The organism is Porphyromonas sp. C0041D3 (assembly GCF_056590575.1).
On record NZ_JBWPWJ010000005.1, the window covers coordinates 1 to 18,270 of the forward strand.

Sequence of the window (18,270 nt, forward strand, 5' to 3'; positions counted from 1 at the left end):
CCCTTATCTATTGTCTCCTCAACAAAGGTAATCTCTTTTTCCTCCCCCTCCCAGCACATCAAAATGCGAATTAGCCGTGACAAGAATATCGTTACGGCAAATGGTGTAGGTCATTTGGAATTTACTCGTGAAATGCTTATACTGCTGAAAGCCAATACCCACGAACAGATTGCCCATTGGTATGATTTCTACAAAAACGGATTCGTGAGACAATAGATAAATTCATATGGAAAAGAATTGGGTGAAGAACATATCCGTATATATCAAAAGAACGATTAGTCCTGACGGAAGAGACACGTTTGAGTCCACACAAGCATTGAGCGAACGGATGTTTGAGTTTACAAGTGTCAAGAATGGAGATAGATTGTTGGATTTGGGGTGTGGCTGGGGAAAATCCCTGCAACCATTCGTTTCTCATTTTCTATCCGCTCTCGGAATAGATACGAGCCAAGAGAATATTGCACAGGCAAAGGATACTTATAAGCACTATGATAATGTTTCGTTTCAGTGTGGTAGCATTCAAAACTTGGAACTGTCGGCAGAAAGCGTAGATTTAATCATTTCCTCGCTCGTTCTGCATCAAGTGGAATGGAATGAGCAGGCAAGACTGTTTGAAGCCGTGAAGCAGGTACTGAAAGCAGATGGCGAAATGATAATGGCAGATGAAATTATCTTGTTCAATCCAGACGCATCTCCCGAAAAGTTTAATGAAGTCTATCGCTATCTGTTGGAACATACTACCCCGAAAGAAGTGTATGAAAATCATATCAAACCATATCTGCAAGAGGGACATATCTATACTTGGCAGGACATGAAAGAGAACACTCCTCCCGAATATTGGTTCCACTCTATCGAAGATTTGAAAACGACATTGCAGAAAGTTTGTTTGAAACTTGTGGAGGTTCAAGAAATAACCCCGTTTTTCGGTCTGCTCAAAATCAAACATCAATAATATCAAAAGAATGAAACCGAGGAAGATATACGCCTGTTGGATTTATGTAAGTGATTTGCAAAAGTCAAAGCAATTTTATAAGGACATGGGCTTTGAGGTTAAACTAACAGATGGAGATTGGATAGAGTTTGATTTAGGTGAAACTTCATTCGCCATTCTTCAAAGACCAGCACATAAAGGTGATGTGATTGCCAGCAAAACAAGGATTATGTTTGAAACCGACAACATAGAACTTGTATATGAAGAATTAAAGAATAGAGGAGTAAAGACAATCGGAGAAATAAGAACAGAGCCTTACGGCAAGTTGCTGACCTTTGAAGACCCCGACGGGCATTGGTTGGAATTTTACCAAAGACCCAAGCCCGTAAAGACGTAGAAAAGACACAATCTTCGGCTTAGTTCCGCCCCTTCCTCTTGCAACGGGAATGCCAAGAGCATTGCCGCCTCCCCCTTGCTCAGGAAACGAGGCTTGCGCTCTACGGCTTCATACTTCGCCCCCTCGAATGGATTAAAGTGGATTGTTCCCTGACTGACGGCTCGGTACATCAATCGGCTCAACCAGCATAAATGTCTGTTTGTCGTTGCAGGGGCATAACCCTCCTTCTTCAAATAGAAACGATAATCATCAAAGAAGTCCATCGTGAGAGCTGTTAGGGGAATATCCACCTCGCTACGACTTCGCACAGAGGCGTTGAGTTGTCTGTCGGAACTTCGATTGTCGCTGTACGTTCCCTCACTCTTGCTTTCTCGTTGGGCTTTGAGTTCTTCTGTACTAAGGGCAAGAAGTGTCGTTGGAGTCCTCCCGATGCCTTGCAGGTAGTTCTTCAGAATTTCGGCACTCACTGCTCCATATTTGTAGAGCAAGGTGTTGTATCCTTGTTCGATTTCATCCCGAAAGGTTTGCAGGCGTTGGTTGGTCTTCTTGTCCGTTGTCTCCCCTCGCTTCACGCTCCAATCGTGGGGAGTGGTGCTTTCGCCTGTGGTTATCACCACGTTCGCTCCGTCTATGGTGATACGGCAAAGGATTGCCGTTGTGCCGTCCGCCTTGGTCTTGTTCTTATTGATATAGAATAGGATTTTGAATGTACTGCGCATAAGTTTTACAAGGTTAAGGTTAGGTTTTCAGTGAAAGAGAGATACCGCTCGAACTCATCGAAGAGTTTCTTTGGGGTAACGTGGGCATATCGCTCGGTCGTTTGGATGCTACTATGCCCCAACATTCGGCTCACCGTTTCGATGGGAACGCCTCGTTCCAAAGTAATCAAGGTGGCAAAGGTATGTCGGCCAATGTGTGCCGAAAGGGGAATAGAGATGCCAGCCCGAAGTTGTAAGGCTTTGAGTTGGGTAAGATAGGCCGAATAAGCAATGGAAGCAAAAAGAGTGTTGCGCTCCTTCGATTGATACCGCTCTATCATACGAACCGCTTCGGGCAAGAGTTTTACACGACAAAGTGTATCTGTCTTTTGTCTGCGGAACTTCAGCCACAATGCCCCCTCATAGTCCGTAAAGAGGTGTTCCCGATTAAGAACAACCATATCGCAATAGGCAACGCCCGTATAACAGGAGAAGAGAAAGAGGTTGCGTGCTGTTTCCAACTCCACTTCATAAGGCTCAAAAGTCAAGGCTTGCAACTTATCCAATGAAGCTCTGTCCAAAGCACGAGGTTGTTTGTTCTCTCCTCGTTCGATCTCCACGTGAGCGAACAGCTGTCGCTCTGTCAAGCCCTCACGATATGCCAAACGGCAGACTTTCTTCACCGCCAAAGCCATCTTGCGATAATAACCTTGTGAATGTCCCAGCTTTCCAACAGAGTAGTGTCGCAAGCATTCCAAAAAATCTTCTTCAAGTTGACCAAAAGAAATGTCTGTCGTGTGGAACTTCTCCCCTATAAAGGCTTGCAGATGCTTGCGAATAGTATAGTAACTGTTCAAAGTTGTTGCCGTTATCTCGATTCCCACCTTTTGCCTCATCTCTTCGACCATTTGGTCGTATCGTTCCAAAAAGGTGATTTGAGTTTGCATACTTCATTGAAACAGCTCTTTGATGTCTGTGGCCGTAAATGCCACACCACGGTTGCAAAGGATTTGATAAGCCGACTGCACCGAGAGAAGCAGACGTTCCAACTTGCCGTTCGTTGCCACAGCTTCACGGCTCTTGCCATTCAATCTGCTCTCACGAGCGTTCCACAAATCGGGGTTGCATGAAATCTTGCAACTGAACTGCGCCATGGTTCGCCCGTATGTTATTCGTCCCATTACCGGAGCTTGCCCCGACTTGTCCAATCCGCTCTTTTTCAGGTATAGCAAAACCTTCATTTCGTCTGTTTGCATACGCTTCTGTTTTTATGGGCAAAGTTACCCGTTATCGAAGCGTTTTCAGCTATGCAAAACATTGTGTATCAAAGTATAAGCACCTTAATTACAGAAAGATAAGTTACCGAAAAGCCTTCCGTCAGTTACCGTCTTCTACCTCTTCGTTACCATTCAAGGAATAGACTAACGATTTGGTAACGGAACTTCTGCACAAATCCACGCTTTCTGCACTTTTATCCTCTGTGTAGAACATAGAGAAATACTGCAAATCCCTCTCATTTCCATTTACTTACCTCTCATCTACAACCTAATACCCTTTCCGAAGATAGTTCCTCCGAGAAAACAAGGTGACGCATTTGAGCGGTGCAGAAGCTATTAAACTCATTGTGAAGAGTGGTGAACTAAGCACCCCGTCAGGGTGTCGCACTGATTGACTGACTGGTAAGTGCGACACCCTAGCGGGGTCGTATATCTCTCCCGGGGTCTTCTTTCCCGGGGTCTTCGACACTTCGTGCCTCGACCGCGGACTATGAAGAACGGACCCCTACCGGGGTCCCCTGCTGGTTAGCCTATCGGGAAGTATGCAACTCCATTCCGAGGACACCAACCGGTCATCCCTTGAGAGAATATGGGGAGTGGGCAAGCACCCCTCCGGGGTGCCCTGCGGACTCGGTAGACGGGGCTGCGTCAGACGGGGTGGCACCCCGGCATAGGTGCATCGCAGTTCGTCCGACCATCCGACTCGTCCGATATGATAGCGCGCGCCCCAAAAAAGGGGCAAAAATCTAATACCGATAAAAGAAAACACTAATACCGATATTAGGCGCACCTAATATCGGTATTAGTGAAATCTCTCTCCAGGGCCGTATCGGAGAGCGACAAGGTCAATCGTCCCAGAAGCCGAGGTCGTCGAGCATCTCCTGCTCGTCGCGCTCCAGCTGCTCGAGGTCGTCCGTCTCAGCGTCCGCAGCATCCTCTCTCAGCTCGGGATCGTCGTCATCGAGCCAGTCGGGGATATACTGCGTCGGGTCCATGAATTGCTCGAGATCGCGCCGCTCTTTCTTCGTCGGGCGTCCAGTACCCCGCGCCCGCCCCTGGCGATAAGCGGCCTGCATCGTCTCGAGGATCTCGTACTCGCTCCTGGGGGTGACGTTCTTGAGATACTCGGGCACCAGCTTTACTCCCACGCGAGCCTTGGGGAGCCCCACCACCTCGAAGGAGAAGGTCATCGGTGGCTTCTTCACCTCGATGCGATCCCCCACCCTCACCTTGGAGGCGGGCTTGAGGGAGACGCCATCGCGGGTGACACGATTGATCTTGCACGCCTTGGCGGCTATGGAGCGGGTCTTGAAGACTCGGGCGCCCCAGAGCCAGCGGTCTATACGTAGGTCTTCCATGGGTCGATTTTTTCTCTCTCTTAGTGATGATGGCTCTTCTTGTGCGTCTCGTCCTTGGTGCGGGCGTTGTAGGTATTCATCGTCCGCTCGATGCCCTGCAGGGCAAAGCTGCGGATCACCTCGGCGGCGAGGATGGCGAGGTTGGGCCACTGAGCCTCCTCCTCTTCGTCAAAGGAGCCGAGGACGTAGTCGATCTGCCCCCCCTTGGCGTAGTGGGAGCCGATGCCAAATCGGAGACGGGCGTACTTCGCACTCCCAAGCGTTGCCTCGATGTGCTTCAGGCCGTTGTGCCCGCCAGAGCTACCCTGAGCGCGGATGCGAAATTCGCCAAAGGGGATATTGAGGTCATCGACGACGACGAAGAGGTTCTCCTGCGGGATATTCTCCTTCTTCATCCAGTAGCGGACGGCATCACCGCTGAGATTGACGTAGGTGGAGGGCTTGAGGAGGATGAGGATCTTATTCTTGACCCTCATCTGGGCAACCATGCCGTAGCGCTTGTCCTCAAAGGCGACACCTCCCTCCTCTGCCAGCGCGCTCAGGACGCGGAAGCCGGCGTTGTGTCGGGTGTCACGGTACTCGGGGCCGGGATTGCCGATCCCCACGATCAGGTATTTACTTGACTCACTCATGACTTGATAGATAATGATCTGCCACCTCCTCCAGCCGGCTGTACCACTCGGCTCCGTAGGCGCGCACCAGTGCGGAGCGGACGAAGCGGTAGATCCGGATCCCCTCTCGCCGACCCCGTGCCACCGCCGCATCACAGAGGGGTGACCAGACGTCGTAGTAGAGGATCGTCCGCCCGGCATCGGTCCGCCGGGTACGCACGGGGTAGAGGTGGCAGGAGATCGGCTTGTAGAAGAGCGACTGCGCCCCCTCGGTGAAGCACTTCTCGAAGGCACAGCGGCAGCACTCGCCCTCCTCATTGCAGGTAAAGACGCACCGCCCACCGTCGACGATCATCGTCGCCCAGGCTCCCGGAGCCGGGCTGTAGAGCACGCCATGGGTCGTCATATAATCGACGTTGGCAGGCGGGATGGTGTCGATCACCTGGGGCAGCGCCTCTAAGAGGGAAGCTTTCTCCTCCTCCCCCACGGGCGCACCCTCCACGCCCTCCACGCAGCAGGCACCCCGGCAGACCTCGAGGTCACACGCGAAGTACTCGGTGATGACCTCCGGACTGACGAGGATCTCTCCCACCTCGAGGTATTTACTCTTCTTTGCCATAAAAAAAAGGAGAGCCATCCCTACCATGCCGGCACGGGGTGACTCTCCTTAGATCTTGCGACCCGTCGTCTCCTGCATATAGTGCGGGAGGGAGGGGCGTGGGTAGCTTACTCTGCGGAGCCCTCAGCAGCCTCCTCAGCCGGAGCCTCGGGAGCAGCGGGTGCTGCAACCTCCTCCTCAGCCTCCATCTGAGCAGCCATAGCGGCCATCTCACGGGAGGACTTGATGGTGGCGACAACGGCGTTGCCGGCGTTGAGCAGCTCGAGGTTGTCGAAGCTCAGATTGCGTACCTGGATCGGCTGGTCAACACCCATATTGGTGATGTCGATGTGGAGACGATCGGGGATATTGGTATAGAGACCCTTGACCTTGAGGTAGCGCATACGAGTGATCAGCGTACCACCGGCACGGACACCCTTCGCGAATCCATCGAGGACGATGGGCATATTGACCACGATAGGCTTATCCTCAGAGATCTGGAGGAGGTCAATGTGCAGCACCTCGTCGGTGACGGGGTGGAACTGCAGGTCCTGCACGATGCACATCACCTTGTCGCCACCCTCTACAGAGAGCTCGACCGTGTGCACGTCGGGAGAGTAGATCAGGTTGCGCACATCCTTCTTGGATACAAGGAGGCTCTGATTCTTCTCACCACCATAGATCTCTACGGGGATCAGACCCTGGCGACGCTGGTCGCGGGTCGCCTTCTTACCCACCTCCTTGCGGAGAGTGGCACTTAGACTGTACGTCTTCATACTTGCTTATTAGTTGTGTTACTCAAAATTAGCTCTTCCTAATTTCCCATCACACCTTGATAGGCCTTTTCCATAAGAAAAGCACGCAAAGATACTGATTTCCTCTCACATAACGACCCCCCCCGACTCCCCCTTTGGGCAAAAAAAGGAGAGAAAGCCCGGGTAGGACTCTCTCTCCATAGAGGGATGATCGATTCGCCGACCTTACTCTAAGCGGCGAGCACCGTCACCGATGATGACGGGGTAGACCTTGGGTGCGTGACCAAACTTCTCCTCATACGCCTTGGTGGCGTGGGCGATGAAGCTGTCGTAGAGCTCCTCGCGGACGAGATTGATCGTGCAGCCACCGAAGCCTCCACCCATGACACGTGAGCCGGTGACGCCGTGATGAAGTGCCTCGAGTACGAGGAAGTCCAGCTCCTCACAGCTCACCTCGTACTTCATTGAGAGGCCCCAGTGGGTCTGGTACATCTTACGACCCACGGTGGGGTAGTCCCCCGCCTTGAGCGCATCGGAGACCACCAGCACACGATCGATCTCCTCAATCACGTACTCGGCCCGGAGCGCATCCTCAGCGGAGACCTTGTCCCGGATGCTATCCAGCATGTGGAGGTCAGCGTCGCGGAGGTACTCGATCTTGCGGTCGGGATAGGCCTCACGGAGAGCTCGGACCACATGCTCGCAGGAGGCACGGCGCTGATTGTAGGCACCGGAGGCGAGATTGTGCTTCACCACCGTGTCGATCAGGACGAGGCGGTAGCCCTCGGGCTCCCAGGGGAAGTACTCGTGCTCCAGCGAGCGGCAGTCGAGGCGCATGATGTGCCCCGCCTTGCCGAAGACGCTGGCAAACTGGTCCATGATCCCGCAATTGACACCCACATAGTGGTGCTCGGTCATCTGCCCAGCGATGGCAAGGTCGAAGTCGTCCACCTTGCCGTCACCAAAGAGCTCATTGAGCGCCCTGGCGTAGCAGCTCTCGAGAGCAGCGGAGGAGGACATACCTGCCCCGAGCGGCACATCACCGGAGAAGGCGGTGTCGAAGCCCCTGACCGGGACGCCGAGCTTCTGCATCTCGCGGCTGAGGCCGAAGATGTAGCGCGCCCACTGCTCCTCGGGAGCGTCCTCCTCCGTGAGACCGAAGGAAGCTCTCTCGTCGAGGTCGATGGCGAAGGCGTTGATGCGGTCGGTACCATTGGGACGGATCGCCGCCATAATGCCGGTGTCGACGGCACCGGGGAAGACGAAGCCTCCATTATAGTCGGTATGCTCACCGATGACATTGATCCGGCCGGGGGCGAAGTAGAGGCACACCCCGTCTGTGTGGTCAAAGGCCTGCCCAAAGGCAGCTCTCACTTTTTCTCTATTTCTCATAAGGACTCAGGCTGCAGTGTGGGTGGCAGGGACGTCGGTCTTATTGGGCTTGCACCCCCAGAGGGCGTAGAAGAGGATCCATGCCTCACCGATGGCAACGAGGACCCAAGAGATATTCCAGCCGATACCATCAGCCATCGCGCCCTGGATCACAGGGAGGAGCGCACCACCGAAGCAGCCCATCATCAGGATGCCGGATGCCTTGGAGGTGTAGCGGCCGAGGCCATTGAGGGCGAGGGTGAAGGTGGAGGGCCACATCACGGAGTGGAAGAGACCGATGGCACAGAGGAAGTAGGGATTCTCCGTCACCATGGCGAGGATCACGAGGATCAGCGCGGCGAGGGCGGCGATCATCAGCTGCGTGCGGGCGCTGACCTTGCTGAGGAAGCTGCCGACGAAGCGACCGACCAGCAGACCACCCCAGTAGAAAGAGGCGAGCGTGGCGCCGAGCTTGGCGGCCATCGCGAGGTCGTTCATCGCATAGAGGACGATATTGGCACCCACGCAGACCTCCACGCCGACGTAGAAGAAGAGGGTCACCAGCCCGAGTGAGAGCTGACGGAAGGACCAGACGCTATCGGGGAGTTTCTCGTTGCCTGAGGAGACACCCTCGATCTCGGGGAGATTGATGCGCGTGAGGGCAAAGACGATCACCGCCACGAGGACCATCAGGCAGATGATCGGGAGGTAGAGGGAGGTGATATTGACCTCGAGTCCGCTCTTTCCGCTAAAGATCACGTAGGCGACGAAGAGCGGGCCGAGCGTGGTCATGAGGGAGTTACCGGTACCGGAGATATTCTGACGCTGTACGCCGGTGGTGCCGGGGACATCGCAGGCGACGAGGTAGGGATTGACCACAGCCTGGAGGTAGGTGAGTGCCGTACCGGCGACAAAGGCGGCAATGAGGAAGATCCAGTAAGCGATCGGGAGGGTTACGGGACCCTGCCAGGTGAGACCGGTGAAGTCGCCGGACTTGGCGGTATTGATAACAAAATTGCCCGTCTCAGCCGCAGAAGCCTGCATGGCAGCGATACTGCCCTGCTCCTCGATGGACTTTGCCTCACTGATCGCGTCAGAGAAGCGAGGCAGGTCAAAGCTGTCGAAGCACCAGGCGGAGCACATATAGATCGCAAAGGCAACGATCAGGATGCCGAGACCGAGGATGAGTGACTTCTTGTACCCATTCTTCTCGATATATCGGGTACTGATCGGACCCATCACTAAGTAGGCGAGGAAGAAGGCGAAATTGAGCGCCGTCGTCAGCGTATTGGTCATGCTACCTCCCTTGATGAGGTAGGCGGCCTGCATCGGGGCCTGGAATTGCTGATTGAGGTTGGTGATCAGGCCGATCAGAGCCATCAGCACCACCATGATGATGAAGGGCACCAAGTAATTGGGCTTCGTCTGATTGTACGTTTTAGTCATAAGATATTGTGGAAAGTGTTAGTAAGCGTATGGTCAGAGCTCCTCGTCCTGTATCTCCACGGTGGAGAAGGCGAAGGTGGTCCGACTCTCGTAGGTGTCTCCCGGGCGGAGGACCGTAGAGGGGAAGTCGGGCTTATTGGGAGAGTCGGGGAAGTGCTGTGTCTCGAAGCAGATCGCTGAGCGGGCGGGATAGCGGCTCTCGCCCTTGCCCCTCATATTGCCGGTGAGCCAATTGGCGGTATAGATCTGTACGCCGGGCTGGTCGGTCTGCACCTCCATGGAGATGCCGCTCTTGGGAGAGAAGCAGATGGCGCAGGGTCCGAAGGTACCCGGCTCCTTATCCAGCACCCAGGTGTGGTCGTAGCCACGCGCCTGGAGGAGCTGCTTCTCCTCTCTGTCGATCCGCTCGCCCACCTCGTGCCAGTCGAGGAAGTCAAAGGGCGTCCGCTCCACAGCCTCAGCGGTACCGAAGGGGATCGCCGTGTCGTCTGTCGGGAGGTACTTCGACCCGAAGAGCCGAAGCATATGGTCGTGGACGGATGGGTCGCCCTCACCGGAGAGATTGAAGTAGGAGTGATTGGTAAGATTGACCACCGTCGGCCTGGTCGTAGTCGCCCTGTAGTGTATGTCGAGGGTGTTATCCTCAGTGAGACTATAGGTCACCTCCACCTCCAGCTCTCCCGGGAAGCCCTCCTCACCGTCTGTGGAGGTGTACCGCAGCACGAGCGTAGCGTCATCCCTCTGCTCGGCCTCCCAGACACGGAAGTTGAATCCGGTGGGTCCGCCGTGGAGGCTATTGGGACCATTATTGATCCTGAGGCGATAGGTTATGTCATCAAGCGTGAACTTCCCCTTCGCGATCCGATTGCCGTAGCGACCGATGATAGAGCCGAAGTACTGCTCCTCCGTCCCGAGGTAGTCGTCGAGGCTGTCGTGCCCGAGGACGATATCCACCGGCTTGCCCTCTCGGTCGGGGACGAGCAGCTGGACGATCTTGCCGCCATAATTGGTCACCAGCATCTCCATCCCGACCCCATTGGTGAGACGGTAGAGGTGGGTGGGATGACCGCAGAGGTTGCGGTCAAATTTCTCTGCGTCTATCGCGACAGGCTTTCTATAATAGTTCATACGTAAGCATTGGTTGGAGTGGTGCATGAGCCGAGAGAAACCCTCCCGGACGATATTCCGTCATCAAATGTACACTTTTTTACCCTTACACCCCACCGATAAGCAAATAATTTATTGTACACCACCGCCACCCAGCTCTATCAGCCAGCGACAAAAGAGGAGGAAAAGGTAGGCCAAAAGGACCATGAGGAGGATCAAGACGATGATGGCCACGACGAAGTAGCGGGCTCGGCGATTGACCTCACGGATCGTCTCGCGGTCATCCTCGACAAAGCCCCGAACCAGCTTGGCGGTCCGGCTATTGGCTCGGAAGAGGAAGTCCAGCACCGGACCGATGAAGGGGACCAGCCCGACGCAGGCATCGATGAGAAAATTGTAGAGTATCGCCAGCGTCAGCGGGAGGGACCTGATCTTGCGGGTCGAGAGCCGCAGGCCGGGGATCACGAAGAGGAAGCCCACCACATCGCCCGCATAGGGGATGAGACCGATGAGTGCATCGATCCCGTAGCGGTCCATATACCTATCCGCCCAGAGGATGATCCGGTAGTCGCGGTCGCTGAGGAGCTCCAGCTGGCGCTCCTCCTTCCTCGCATGGCGCGCTGCCTCCTCCGCCCGAGCGCGATCCATGGAGGCTTGCTCCTCGGGGTCAGTCAGCCGGAGCTGACGCCGCACCCGCTCTCGTCGTCCCTCGTGCATCGCCTTATACGTCCAGAGTCGCCTCGCCGCTGAGCAGCTTACGGAGGTCGTCCGGCCCGAGGTCCTGCTTTCCCTCCCCGGCGAGGAGCAGCAGGTCCTCACGGACACGCTCATCGGTCAGGTCGGTGTGGACACGGCGCCTCACCTCAGCAAGGAAGGCGGACTTATCATCGATCTGCCGCATATTATACTGAAAGGTCTCACGGATCCGCTCCAGCTCACGCCGGTAGTGGTCCTCGGTCACCTTACTCGCCACCTCCTTCTGCCGCAGCAGGAGGAGCTCATCGACAGCTGCCGCCGACCGCTGAGCGGCGACACGCGAGCGGGCTGCCGCCACCTGAGCCAGCTGGCGGGCACGCTGCTCATCCCGAGGGTCGGCCGGTCTCGAGGGAGTAACAGAGTGAGAGACCCTCTCTGCAATCACCGGCGCCGCCTGTTGCTCCACCCCCTGCAGACGCTGCCGGAGGCGATCGATGCGCTCCGTCATCTCGGCAGGGAGGGAGGTCTGCTCCAGCTCCCTGAGAGACTGAGGAGCCACTAAGCGATCCTCCAGCGGACTCTCGATGATGTCCCGAGCAATGGAGAGGAGCTTCAGCACCGGGGTAAGGTGGGCGGCCGCATCGCTCAGCATCGTCGGTGAGAGGGTCTGCAGCTCATGGATATGCTCCGTCAGGTCACCGGCATCCATACGCGACTGGTGGTACTCCTTGAGCGACTCATCGTAGATGCGCTGTAGCGAGTCGATCTCCTCGCCGAAGACCCTCAGGTCAACCCTCAGCTCCTCGTACTTACGCACGATCTCTCCATCGTACTTATCCCACTCGGTGAGGTCGCGGCCGTAGCTCTCGCTAGCCTTACCAAAGGTGACCATACGGCGGAACCAATTCGGCTCCTTTGGCTTAGCCTGTAGAGCCTCCTGGTAGCGCCCCTCCAGCGAGTCAAGGAGCACCTTTGTCGTCTCCACCTGATCCTTATAGTAGGTGATATTGAGCCGGGCGTCAAGCATTTTCTCCTCCAACCCTCTCATATGCTTATGGATCTCCTCCCTCTCGCGGACGATCTGCTTCACTTCGGGGTCGGAGTAGAGTGCCTCCCGTAGAGCCCTCCACTCACCCGAGAAGACGCGCTCCCCATACTGATAGAAGAGGTCCGCCCTCGAGAGGTAGAGGTCGTTTATCGTCCGGTACACCTCCACCAACCGCGCCATATCCGCCTGTATTGAGGAGGCATCCCGCACCACATCGCTCCGGAGGTCGAGGAGCTGCCCTTTCAGTCGTGCGGTGTCGCCGACCGTCTTGCTGTAGTGTGTGACGAGATTGACCGCCGCCATCACGAGGGCAAAGCGACGACCGGAGGCGTAGCTGTAGTCCCGCACCGAGTCGGAGAGGCTGGTGCGGAAGTCCTCCGAGATAGAGCTGAGCAGCTCAGAGGCGCGCCCCGAGAGACTGTCAAAGGAGAGCCTCGCCCGGCCGTACATCTCGTCTACATCGATCCAGCGAAGTTTATCAAAGTCAAAGAGCTCCGGCGCCACGCTATGGATCCGATCACCAAAGAGATCCTTCAGCAGCGCCACCCACTCCCGATAGCTGTAGAGGACCTGCTCCCGCAGCTCACCGTAGGCGGTGATGGCCCCCTTGATATCCCCTTTTGCTTCCTTATATGCCTCTACCAGACCGGCATAGCGCCGGAGGAGATCCTCCGACTCCGCCTGGATCGCCTTGATGCCGGCGGTGCCGACGATGGTATCGACCGCCTGCTGAGAGAGCTGAGGCTTCACGCCCGGTCGGTAGTCACGGGACGCCTCGTCCACCTGCAGGAGGACCCGGTCCATAGCCCTCTTCCCCTCCTCGAGCAGCTCCGTCACCACACTCACCGCCTTGGCACTCTCGCTCGACTCGATCAGGTCGATGATGCGGTACTCATCGACGAGGCTCTTGCTGCTACTGTTATTGAGGAAAGCCTCCCTGATGTGGGGGTCGTCGCCCATCGACCTATACGCCTCCCAGACCAGCCGGCTCACCTCGGACGAGTCCCCGGAGATGCCGTCACCCCGCAGCTCATAGGCGAGGTCGGCACGGGTAAAGTGGTCGTCCCGGGCGACCAATTGGTCAGCAATAGACTTGATGCGCTCGTAGAGACGCTGCAGATCGATATCGGACATAGGAAAAAGAGAATTTCGGTACATATAAAAAAACAGCCGTGAGCGACACCGCCCACCCGACTGCTCAAATGTAACGCTTTTCAGTGGATCGTCTCCGCCGGAGGGACCCTACCCGGATCTCTATCGGTCGAGCCAAAGGGTCATCTGGCAGGCACGACAGTCGGTGGTGATGCGGAAGCGCTCCTGACCACGGACGAGGTAGAGGGGCAGGGCAAAGGGTGGCCGCTTGCCCTCCCGGGTGCAGTAGCCCAGCCGATGAAGCAGGCAGTGACGGGTCTGCATCACCGGCACCGACCCCTCCGGCATCGCCACCTCCATTGCGGGGGCGATCTCCCCCTCTACACCGAGACGGCGGTAAAGCCGCTCTGCCTGCCGGTTGGCGACGTTATAGGTAAAGTCAAGGCTCACCGGCAGTCCGCACTCCTCCCGAGAGTGCTCCCGAAAGAGGAAGTCCCTCCGCTGCTCCCGGAGCCGCTCCCCCCGGCGGTCACGCTCCTCGGTCATCACCCTCAGGCAGGCCTCCCGCAGGCGCTCCACAAGCTCCCTCCGCAGCTCCGTCACCACGGAGGGCGGCAGGTATAGTCCCCGAAGTCTCAGCTCCGGCTGCTCGACCCTGTAGGGCGTGTCGCCGAGCTTAGAGAGCGCATCGATGAGTCTCGCCGAGGGATCCTTCTCGGCCGGCTCCAGTGCCATCTCCCGTTGCACCTCCACCGCTATGGAGGGCGATTCGGCTACAGCGGCACGAAGGATGATCCCCTGCTCCGTCGCCTCGCACTCCATACTTATTTGGACCTTTCGGCTCGAGGCATCATCGCGCCTCAGGAGCCGGTCCAGCCGATGATTGAGGTTGCGGAAGACCATCGCACCGGGCGGCATCTCGACTGCGGCGGAGAGCCTCAGCCGGTAGGTCCCATCGCCCTGGGGCGTCACCTGATTGACCAGCGCACCGGCTGTCGTCGTCTCATCAGGGGAGACTAAGAGGAGGCCGTCGCCATTACTCAGCTCAGTCCCCATATCGCGGAGCCGAATCACTACCTCCCGTCCCCGACACTCAGTGAGCGTGCCGAACTCCTCCCCGACACTCTTATTGGTATAGGGGGTGATGCTCTCCGTCGGGATCGGCGTATGCAGTGGGGTATTGTAGGCGGTGAAGCGTCGAGAGAAGGTCTGCTCCGGTCGGGGCGTAAAGGTGAGCTCCGTCTCGCCCCACGAGCTGCGGCAGTACTCCTCGCTGCGACGAGCGATGATCTCATCCACCACACGGCGGTAGTGGGCGGTCACATTGCGGACGTAGTCGATGTCCTTTAGCCGCCCCTCGATCTTTAGCGACGAGACACCCCGGTCGAGCATCTCCTCGACGATCTCAGTCCGATTGAGGTCCCGGAGCGACAGCAGGTGCTGCCCGGTGAGAAGTTTTTGCCCCGTGGCATCCTCCAGGTCGTAGCTCATGCGGCAGTACTGAGCGCAGGCTCCACGATTGGCACTGCGGCCACGGCACGCCTCGGAGATGAAGCAGCGCCCGCTGTAGGAGACGCAGAGGGCTCCGTGAACAAAGCTCTCCACCCGCATCCCTACCCCGTCAAGCAGGCTCGGCAGGTCCGCCGTGCTCACCTCTCGCGGGAGCACCACCTGCTCTATGCCGAGCGCCTCGAGGGTGCGGAGCTTGGCGTTGCTGTCGTTGTGGCACTGCGTACTGGCGTGGAGGGGAATGGGCGGCAGCTCCTCCATCAGCAACCCCATATCCTGTATGATCAGCGCATCGGCACCGGCATCATAGAGATCCCATGCCAGCGAGACCGCCTCGGGGAGTTGCTCATCCGTCAGGATCGTATTGAGCGCCACATAGACCCGTGCGCCCACCTCGTGTGCCTCTCGGGTGAGCGTCGCGATGTCCTCGAGAGAGACCCCTGCGGCAGCGCGTGCGCCAAACTTCGGTGCCCCGATATAGACTGCGTCCGCCCCTGCCGAGAGAGCCACCCGCCCGCCCTCGAGGGACGAAGCGGGTGCCAGTATTTCGATGCTTCTCTTCATACCGCAAAGGTACCCATTCCTCCCCTCAGTTCGCCCCCCTGAATTCAGCATGAAACTCGATGCGGTGAGTTAACAAGGCGAAAATGGGTAACTTTGGGCATCAGAGCAGGAATTGGGAGCAAAGCACTGACCAAGACCATGCACTTCACCAAGATGGAGGCACTGGGCAACGACTACGTCTACACGTGATTATCCTCGTGACCGACCTGGTAAACCCCGCCCACATTGAGACCAGCGCGGTGGCGGGTCGCTGCGGCTTGTATTGCGACGGACGGTGGGCGAGGCTATGATACCTGCCGTGAATAAAGAGAATGAACCTAAATCCCCCCCTCTACCCTTGCAGCACTTCGACCAGCTCTACCTCTGCCACCCCAATAACACAACCATTACTTACCTTTAAATATGCCCGTTTCGCTGTCTCGATTCCATACACCCTTTTGATCTGACTGATATTTACGTCCGCGTGAAAGATTCCATGTCAGATTCAAAGAGATCATATTTCCCCACTCCGGAATATATACAGTTAGATCTTTCTTGATGAACTGCGAGTGCGTTGCCTCCCCGAAGGTAGATCCATTTTTCAGGAATAGATGAGAGCCATAAAGACCAATGGAGAGGTTTTGGCTCAGTTTATAATTCACTTGCGCTTCTATATTCTGGCCGGTGGTGTTCTCACTTTCTCCTCTAAAGTTTCTTTCCTTTGCAGACCAAGAAGCTCTAAAACTCCATTTGCCCAAAAAAAGTTTCGAGCCAACATATCCCCATAGGCGATGGAAGTCGTGGGTATAATTATTTCCCACGTAACGAGATAGCAGGTACGAAAATCCGCCATCCAAAGTCAGAACATTGGGTATTATATAGAGCTGAACAGTTGTATAATTCCAAAAGTCTGCTGCTGACTTCTGCTGTTCATAGCCTAAGTCAAACCATGTCCTCCCATTTGCGTCACTGTGTCTCGTTATTTCTTCTAAGATAGGATTCCGGCTATACGTGTACCCCGTTGTGTTTTCAGTATAGAAGTATTTATGCTCGTAAGAAAGGGTCAGCGTCTGTGTATACCTGCTGTAAGGTTTCAAGTTAGGATTACCTACATGATATTCGTATTCATTTGACTGCTGTCTGTTATTGCTCAGATTAGCCAAGGATGGTGCATTGGGAGATATATTTAAGACATATCGTATGTTTCCCTTGTCCAGAAAAGGGTGGCTGAGACTTAGAGATGGGCGTAAAAGGAAGTAATGATAGCTCTCTGTCCCTTGCGAATAATATTGATAGCTTCCTCCTAAACCAAGCATATAACGTAAGTTGCTGAATCTTCCTGAAATCTGGGAATAAAGATAGGTGCTGCTGTTGTGCATATCATTGATGATGTCGGAAGTCCCTGTATATTTATTTTTGGTATAGCCCTGCAGGTGACTGACGCCAGAGGTCCAGCTGGACTTGCCCAAAGGCTGGCTAAACTTGACGTCACCTATAAGGGAATAGCGTTTGCCGTCTGTATCGTAGCCATATTGTGATGTCGGCAAGTCAAAATCTTCATTGTCAAAGGTTTTAAAGCTATATCCATATTTCGTGTCGTACATGGTACCTACTAAATTGAAGGTCAATGTGCGATTTTTCTTAAAATAGCGCCTAAAGAATAAATCTATCGTTGGCGAGAAATAATGCTCTGTAGGTTCGGTCAAAGCGTAATATGTAGGCTTGCCCGTTTCATAAATGCGCTGGCGGTGGCCTCTGTCCGGGCTATTATAGAAGTGACAGCTTGCCTGTGCCATAAAGGTATACTGTCCCTTCTTTGTCCAATCATAGGTAATGCCGAAATCATGGTTTGCGTATGCCAGCTTTGTATTCATTCCCTCACGGCGTATTCCGTGAAGGTTTCCATCAGATAAGATATAGCTATCCGTTTGGTCAATGTGTCTTCGGCTTAACTTTGAAAAATCATTCTGATAGTAAATGCCCCACTTGGACAGGCGATGATTATATTGTGCATAGATATAATTCTGTCCATTCAACGTAGTCACAGCATCATTCAGATTAAAACCGATGGACATACCTTTCACTCGAGGCTTAACGATAAAATTGATGATGGCAGTAGGTGTCTCCAGCCCAAATTCAACACCGGGATTATCAATGTACTCTATACGCACAACCTCATCTGGTCGCAGGGCAACGACATCGGCTTGTGAAGCACGCTTTTCATTGATAAAAACAGGAACACTTCCCGATCCTCGCCTCTCCACTTTTTTGTTTGCCGTATCAACATAAACTCCGGGCAAGTTGACTTTATCTATGAGATCATAGCCAGAGCTCGAAAGCCTAATGTCATCTTGGGATGGAAACAGTAGCTTTCTATCTACTTTATGGATAATTCTATCAGCCATGACCGTCACCTCCTCGAGGACGTTATCCTCCAATCTTATTGTATCAAGCTCTATCGCTTTCGGCATTTTCTGTAAAGAAAGGAGGTAGGGAGCATAGGCAGCATGTCTAATTTCAAGAATGCAGTCTTGTCCCTCAAGTGTTTTTGTTTCCACCCTAAACTCTCCTTTCATATTTGAAATAGAAATATTCTTAGCCGGACTCCCCTTGCAGGTCAGTGTAACAGAGGCACCACCGACAGGTTGTTTCTCCCTATTAACTATTGTGCCGGTAACTTGTGCAGAGCAGACATTACCCATCAATAGTATGATAGCACATATAGTACAAAATAGAAATCGATTATTCATAATAACGTTGTTCGGTTTTCTGATTTATAAAATTGAGAAATTCCTTTCCGTTCTTATCTTGCCCGTCAGTCGTGCGGTGTCAC

Annotated in this window: 13 protein-coding genes and 3 pseudogenes; 3 read left to right on the plus strand and 13 right to left on the minus strand. The window is 54.8% G+C overall.

Going from position 1 to position 18,270, the window contains the following annotated elements; translation table 11 throughout:
- The 3 genes and pseudogenes from AC1EKE_RS04605 to AC1EKE_RS04615 form a co-directional block, all read left to right on the plus strand.
- Positions 1-216: pseudogene (locus tag AC1EKE_RS04605) on the plus strand (hypothetical protein); the annotation flags it as partial.
- A 10-nt stretch (positions 217-226) separates the two neighbouring features.
- Positions 227-952: a class I SAM-dependent methyltransferase gene (locus tag AC1EKE_RS04610; RefSeq protein WP_480308448.1), complete on the plus strand. Its 726-nt coding sequence runs from the start codon at positions 227-229 to the stop codon at positions 950-952.
- A 10-nt stretch (positions 953-962) separates the two neighbouring features.
- Positions 963-1,328 carry a VOC family protein gene (locus tag AC1EKE_RS04615; RefSeq protein WP_480308449.1) on the plus strand — a complete coding sequence of 122 codons (366 nt, stop codon included), beginning with the start codon at positions 963-965 and terminating at the stop codon, positions 1,326-1,328.
- On the opposite strand, the pseudogene AC1EKE_RS04620 reads toward AC1EKE_RS04615, so the two are convergent.
- The 13 genes and pseudogenes from AC1EKE_RS04620 to AC1EKE_RS04680 all read right to left on the minus strand — a co-directional run.
- Positions 1,310-2,047: pseudogene (locus AC1EKE_RS04620) on the minus strand (phage integrase SAM-like domain-containing protein); the annotation flags it as partial. The gene AC1EKE_RS04615 and the pseudogene AC1EKE_RS04620 sit on opposite strands and share 19 nt — an antisense overlap.
- 5 nt (positions 2,048-2,052) lie before the next feature.
- Positions 2,053-3,282, minus strand: a pseudogene (locus AC1EKE_RS04625) (site-specific integrase).
- Between the two features lie 866 nt (positions 3,283-4,148).
- Positions 4,149-4,661 (minus strand): RNA-binding S4 domain-containing protein, encoded by a 513-nt coding sequence (locus tag AC1EKE_RS04630; protein WP_480308451.1) that lies wholly within the window; start codon positions 4,659-4,661, stop codon positions 4,149-4,151.
- 20 nt (positions 4,662-4,681) lie between these two features.
- Positions 4,682-5,293 (minus strand): aminoacyl-tRNA hydrolase, encoded by a 612-nt coding sequence (gene pth, locus AC1EKE_RS04635; RefSeq protein ID WP_297128136.1) that lies wholly within the window; start codon positions 5,291-5,293, stop codon positions 4,682-4,684.
- Positions 5,286-5,891: a DUF3109 family protein gene (locus AC1EKE_RS04640; RefSeq protein WP_480308454.1), complete on the minus strand. Its 606-nt coding sequence runs from the start codon at positions 5,889-5,891 to the stop codon at positions 5,286-5,288. The genes pth and AC1EKE_RS04640 overlap by 8 nt, the downstream gene beginning before the upstream one ends.
- 107 nt (positions 5,892-5,998) lie before the next feature.
- Positions 5,999-6,646 carry a 50S ribosomal protein L25 gene (locus AC1EKE_RS04645; protein ID WP_480308456.1) on the minus strand — a complete coding sequence of 216 codons (648 nt, stop codon included), beginning with the start codon at positions 6,644-6,646 and terminating at the stop codon, positions 5,999-6,001.
- A gap of 204 nt (positions 6,647-6,850) precedes the next feature.
- Positions 6,851-8,017, minus strand: a complete 1,167-nt coding sequence (galK, locus tag AC1EKE_RS04650; RefSeq protein WP_296158944.1) for a galactokinase — start codon at positions 8,015-8,017, stop codon at positions 6,851-6,853.
- A gap of 6 nt (positions 8,018-8,023) precedes the next feature.
- The gene (locus AC1EKE_RS04655; protein ID WP_480308458.1) at positions 8,024-9,442 is read right to left on the minus strand and encodes an MFS transporter; all 1,419 of its coding nucleotides are present in this window, start codon (positions 9,440-9,442) and stop codon (positions 8,024-8,026) included.
- Between the two features lie 33 nt (positions 9,443-9,475).
- Positions 9,476-10,570: an aldose epimerase family protein gene (locus AC1EKE_RS04660; protein ID WP_480308460.1), complete on the minus strand. Its 1,095-nt coding sequence runs from the start codon at positions 10,568-10,570 to the stop codon at positions 9,476-9,478.
- 111 nt (positions 10,571-10,681) lie between these two features.
- Positions 10,682-11,266, minus strand: coding sequence for a DUF4112 domain-containing protein (locus AC1EKE_RS04665; RefSeq protein WP_480308462.1), 585 nt, complete (start codon positions 11,264-11,266; stop codon positions 10,682-10,684).
- A gap of 4 nt (positions 11,267-11,270) precedes the next feature.
- On the minus strand, positions 11,271-13,427 hold the full coding sequence (locus AC1EKE_RS04670) for a hypothetical protein (RefSeq protein ID WP_480308463.1): 2,157 nt from the start codon (positions 13,425-13,427) through the stop codon (positions 11,271-11,273).
- A 120-nt stretch (positions 13,428-13,547) separates the two neighbouring features.
- Positions 13,548-15,458: a peptidase U32 family protein gene (locus AC1EKE_RS04675; RefSeq protein WP_480308465.1), complete on the minus strand. Its 1,911-nt coding sequence runs from the start codon at positions 15,456-15,458 to the stop codon at positions 13,548-13,550.
- Positions 15,459-15,844: 386 nt separating this feature from the next.
- Positions 15,845-18,187 (minus strand): TonB-dependent receptor, encoded by a 2,343-nt coding sequence (locus AC1EKE_RS04680; protein WP_480308467.1) that lies wholly within the window; start codon positions 18,185-18,187, stop codon positions 15,845-15,847.
- Positions 18,188-18,270: the final 83 nt, after the last annotated feature.

Coding starts and splice junctions, on each gene's coding strand:
- AC1EKE_RS04610 (WP_480308448.1), top strand. CDS start 227: ATGGAAAAGAATTGGGTGAAGAACATATCCGTATATATCAAAAGAACG.
- AC1EKE_RS04615 (WP_480308449.1), top strand. CDS start 963: ATGAAACCGAGGAAGATATACGCCTGTTGGATTTATGTAAGTGATTTG.
- AC1EKE_RS04630 (WP_480308451.1), bottom strand. CDS start 4,661: ATGGAAGACCTACGTATAGACCGCTGGCTCTGGGGCGCCCGAGTCTTC.
- pth (WP_297128136.1), bottom strand. CDS start 5,293: ATGAGTGAGTCAAGTAAATACCTGATCGTGGGGATCGGCAATCCCGGC.
- AC1EKE_RS04640 (WP_480308454.1), bottom strand. CDS start 5,891: ATGGCAAAGAAGAGTAAATACCTCGAGGTGGGAGAGATCCTCGTCAGT.
- AC1EKE_RS04645 (WP_480308456.1), bottom strand. CDS start 6,646: ATGAAGACGTACAGTCTAAGTGCCACTCTCCGCAAGGAGGTGGGTAAG.
- galK (WP_296158944.1), bottom strand. CDS start 8,017: ATGAGAAATAGAGAAAAAGTGAGAGCTGCCTTTGGGCAGGCCTTTGAC.
- AC1EKE_RS04655 (WP_480308458.1), bottom strand. CDS start 9,442: ATGACTAAAACGTACAATCAGACGAAGCCCAATTACTTGGTGCCCTTC.
- AC1EKE_RS04660 (WP_480308460.1), bottom strand. CDS start 10,570: ATGAACTATTATAGAAAGCCTGTCGCGATAGACGCAGAGAAATTTGAC.
- AC1EKE_RS04665 (WP_480308462.1), bottom strand. CDS start 11,266: ATGCACGAGGGACGACGAGAGCGGGTGCGGCGTCAGCTCCGGCTGACT.
- AC1EKE_RS04670 (WP_480308463.1), bottom strand. CDS start 13,427: ATGTCCGATATCGATCTGCAGCGTCTCTACGAGCGCATCAAGTCTATT.
- AC1EKE_RS04675 (WP_480308465.1), bottom strand. CDS start 15,458: ATGAAGAGAAGCATCGAAATACTGGCACCCGCTTCGTCCCTCGAGGGC.
- AC1EKE_RS04680 (WP_480308467.1), bottom strand. CDS start 18,187: ATGAATAATCGATTTCTATTTTGTACTATATGTGCTATCATACTATTG.